General features: G+C 70.1%; 3 protein-coding genes. All 3 read left to right on the top strand.

All coding sequences use genetic code 11. The features are described from left to right. Window positions 1-195: 195 nt before the first annotated feature. Entirely contained in the window at window positions 196-1,659 is a 1,464-nt protein-coding gene (locus ABW16_RS23575; protein WP_047321632.1) for an FhaA domain-containing protein, read from the top strand. 153 nt (window positions 1,660-1,812) lie between these two features. Further along, complete coding sequence (locus tag ABW16_RS23570; protein ID WP_047321631.1) at window positions 1,813-2,280, top strand: FHA domain-containing protein FhaB/FipA; 468 nt, start codon at window positions 1,813-1,815, stop codon at window positions 2,278-2,280. Continuing rightward, window positions 2,277-3,615: PP2C family protein-serine/threonine phosphatase (locus ABW16_RS23565; RefSeq protein WP_052957086.1), on the top strand; the 1,339-nt coding region annotated here is incomplete at its 3' end. The genes ABW16_RS23570 and ABW16_RS23565, both read left to right, overlap by 4 nt.

Genomic DNA, 3,615 nt, shown 5'->3' with positions numbered 1-3,615 from the left:
ACCCAGCCCCGCGGAGCCCCGCCCAAGCCGCCGTGACCCCTTCGTGACCTGGTCTTATCCGATTCTCCGCCGAAGAAGGGTGCCGCCGTGGCACCCCGGGTCGATACCATGTCCAGGGCGGATGCAGCTGAGCGACACGCCGCGGCAGCGTCCCCGATACAACTGATGACGGCGGAGAGTAAGGCGGGTAGCAGCTTGGACAGCCAGCGCGGGCTGGTTCATCGCATCGAGCGCAAACTCGAATCCGCTGTGGAGGATGCGATGGCCCGGGTCTTCGGAGGGGAAGTCCTCCCCGAGGAAGTCGAGGCTGCGTTGCGCCGCGAAGCCGCCGCCGGCGTGCGCGCCCTTGCCGGAAATCAACTTTTGGCGCCCAACGAATACGTCATTACCCTCGGTATGGACGACTACGACAAGGTGGGCGCCGACCAGGATCTGACGTCGAAGGCCTTCGCCCGGCATTTGGCCGGGTACATCGGCGAACAGGGGTGGCAAACGTATGGTGATGTGGTTGTCCGGTTCCAGCAGTCGCCGAGCCTGCGTACCGGCCAGGTCCGCGCACGGGGTGGGGTCAACCCTGACGCCAGCCCCCACAAGACGCTCAACGAATCCCGCCCGCCACAATCAGTTCATGCGTTTACCGCAGAATCAGGAGTGCCTCCGATGACCGATAACCCGAGCTACCACGGCGCCCACGGGCAGGATCGTCCCGGCGACGACTACTACGACCCGCGCTACGGCCGGCCGGCCGACGATGCTCGCGGCGGTCAGGACCCCCGTGGCCCCTACGCACCCGAGGCCGAGCACTACCAGCAGGAGCAGCGCGGCGGCTACCCCGACCAGGGCCAGGGCGGCCCCGGTGCGTACGCCCCGCCCCGCCGTCCCGAGCAGGGCGGCTACCCCGGCCAGGGCGGCGGTTACGCCCCGCCGGCCCAGCCCTACGAGCAGCGTCCGCCCAGCGGCTACGGCGCTCCCGCCGGCTATGAGCAGGGCTACCCGCAGCACCAGCCCCCCGCGGCGCCCGCCTACCCGGCCGGCGGCCAGCCCGGCTACGGCGACTACGAGCGCCCGCCGGCCCGCCAGGACGACTACTCCTACCCCGAGGCCCAGTACGAACATCAGCGTCCCGCCTACCCGGACCAGGGTGGGTACGACCAGGGTGCCCCGTCCTACGGCCGCCAGGACTACGGGCAGCCCGGCTACGGCTACGGCGAGGCGCCGCCTGCTCCCGCTGGTTACGACTACGGCCAGCCCGCACCCGGCGGCTATGGCGAGGGCCAGGGAACCCAAGGGGGCTACGACTACGGCCAGCCCGCACCCGGCGGTTACGGGGAGGCGCCGGGCGGCGGCTACGGCCAGCGTGCCTACAGCGCTCCCGCCTCGGTCACCCTGCAGCTCGACGACGGCAGCGGCCGGACCTACCAGCTGCACGAGGGCGCCAACGTGGTGGGCCGCGGCCAGGACGCCCAGTTCCGGTTGCCGGACACCGGGGTGTCGCGCCGTCACCTCGAGATCCGCTGGGACGGCCGGGTGGCCCTGCTGTCGGACCTGAACTCCACCAACGGCACCACGGTGAACAACGCCCCGGTCCAGGAGTGGCAGCTGGCCGACGGCGACGTCATCCGGCTGGGTCACTCCGAGATCATCGTCCGGGTCCACTAGGCACGGCGGCAGCGTCCCTCGACTGACAATCTCAACCAGCAAAGCGCTGCCGCTTTGCCCTACGGCCCCCCGCGCCCAAGTATCGTGACTTTGCCGAAGTGCTCCGCAGTAAGGAGCACGCCGTGGGCTGCGCGACAACGGAGAGGACGCCGGATGCAGGGACTGGTACTGCAGCTGACGCGAGCCGGTTTTTTGACGTTGTTGTGGCTGTTCATCTGGTCCGTGCTGCGGATCCTGCGGACCGACATCTACGCACCCACCGGCGCGGTGATGGTCCGCCGGGGCCTCTCGATCCGGGGCGTGCTGCTGCCGCCGCGCCAGCAGCGGACCACCGCGCGGCATCTGGTGGTGACCGAGGGGCCGCTGACCGGGGCACGCATCGCGCTCAGCGATCAGCCGGTCCTGGTGGGCCGCGCCGACGATTCGACGCTGGTGCTCACCGACGATTACGCCTCCACCCGGCACGCTCGGCTATCTCAGCGGGGCACGGAATGGTATGTCGAAGACCTGGGTTCGACCAACGGCACCTACCTTGACAGGGTGAAGGTGACCACTGCGATACGGGTTCCGATCGGCACGCCGATACGCATCGGCAAGACCGCGATCGAGCTCCGCCGGTGAGCCTGGTTCTGCGGTACGCCGCCCGCAGCGACCGCGGTCTGGTGCGCTCCAACAACGAGGACTCCGTCTACGCCGGAGCCCGGTTGCTGGCATTGGCCGACGGCATGGGTGGGCACGCGGCCGGTGAGGTCGCGTCGCAACTGGTGATCGCCGCGCTGGCACATCTCGACGACGACGAGCCCGGTGGCGACTTGCTGGCGAAGCTGGAAAGCGCCGTGCGGGAGGGCAACTCGGCGATCGCCGCCTATGTCGAAGAGCACCCCGAGCTCGAAGGCATGGGCACCACGCTCACCACCATCCTGTTCGCCGGCCCGCGGCTGGGGCTGGCCCACATCGGCGACTCTCGCGGCTACCTGCTGCGCGACGGCGAACTGACCCAGATCACCAAGGACGACACCTTCGTACAGACCCTGGTCGACGAAGGCCGCATCACCTTGGAGGAGGCGCACAGCCATCCGCAGCGCTCCCTGATCATGCGCGCGCTGACCGGCCATGAGGTGGAGCCGACGCTGATCATGCGCGAAGCGCAGGCCGGGGATCGCTACCTGCTGTGCTCCGACGGTCTGTCGGACCCGGTGAGCACCGAGACCATCCACGAGGCGCTGGAGATCCCCGACGTCAACGACTGCGCGCTGCGGCTCATCGAGTTGGCGCTGCGCGGTGGCGGCCCCGACAACGTCACGGTGGTGGTGGCCGACGTGGTCGACGTCGACTACGGCCAGACCCAGCCGATCCTGGCCGGGGCGGTCTCCGACAGCGACGACGACCACGTGATCGCCCTCAACACCGCCGCCGGGCGGGCATCGGCGATCTCCCCGCGCAAGACCGTCGCCAAGCGCGTGCTGCCGCGCATCGAAACCCCGGACCGGCCGCCCCGGTCCCGGCGGCGCAAGTTCATCATCGCGGCGCTGCTGCTGACGCTGCTGGGCGCCGCGCTGCTGGTCGGGCGGGCGGTCGTGCGGACCAACTACTACGTCACCGCCTACGGCGGCACGGTGGCGATCATGCGGGGCGTGCAGGGCTCGATCCTGGGGGTGCCGCTGCAGGAGCCCTACCTGCTTGGCTGCCTGGACAGCCGGGGTGAGCTGGTGCAGATCAGCTTCAGCCAGTCCGGCGACAAACTGGCCTGCCGGCTGATGACATTGCAGGACCTCCGCCCGCCGGCTCGCCAGCAAGTCAGCAACGGCCTGCCCGCCGGCACCCTCGACGACGCGATCACCCAACTGCGCAATCTGGCCCGCGATTCCCTGCTGCCGCCGTGCCCGCACGGGGCCACCGCCGGCACCAGCTCCACCCCGTCGCGCAACCCGTCCCCGGGTCTGGTCCCCACCGGCC

Source organism: Mycolicibacter heraklionensis (assembly GCF_001021505.1).
Taxonomy (GTDB): Bacteria; Actinomycetota; Actinomycetes; order Mycobacteriales; family Mycobacteriaceae; genus Mycobacterium; species Mycobacterium heraklionense.
This window is presented reverse-complemented; position numbering and strand designations above follow the sequence as displayed.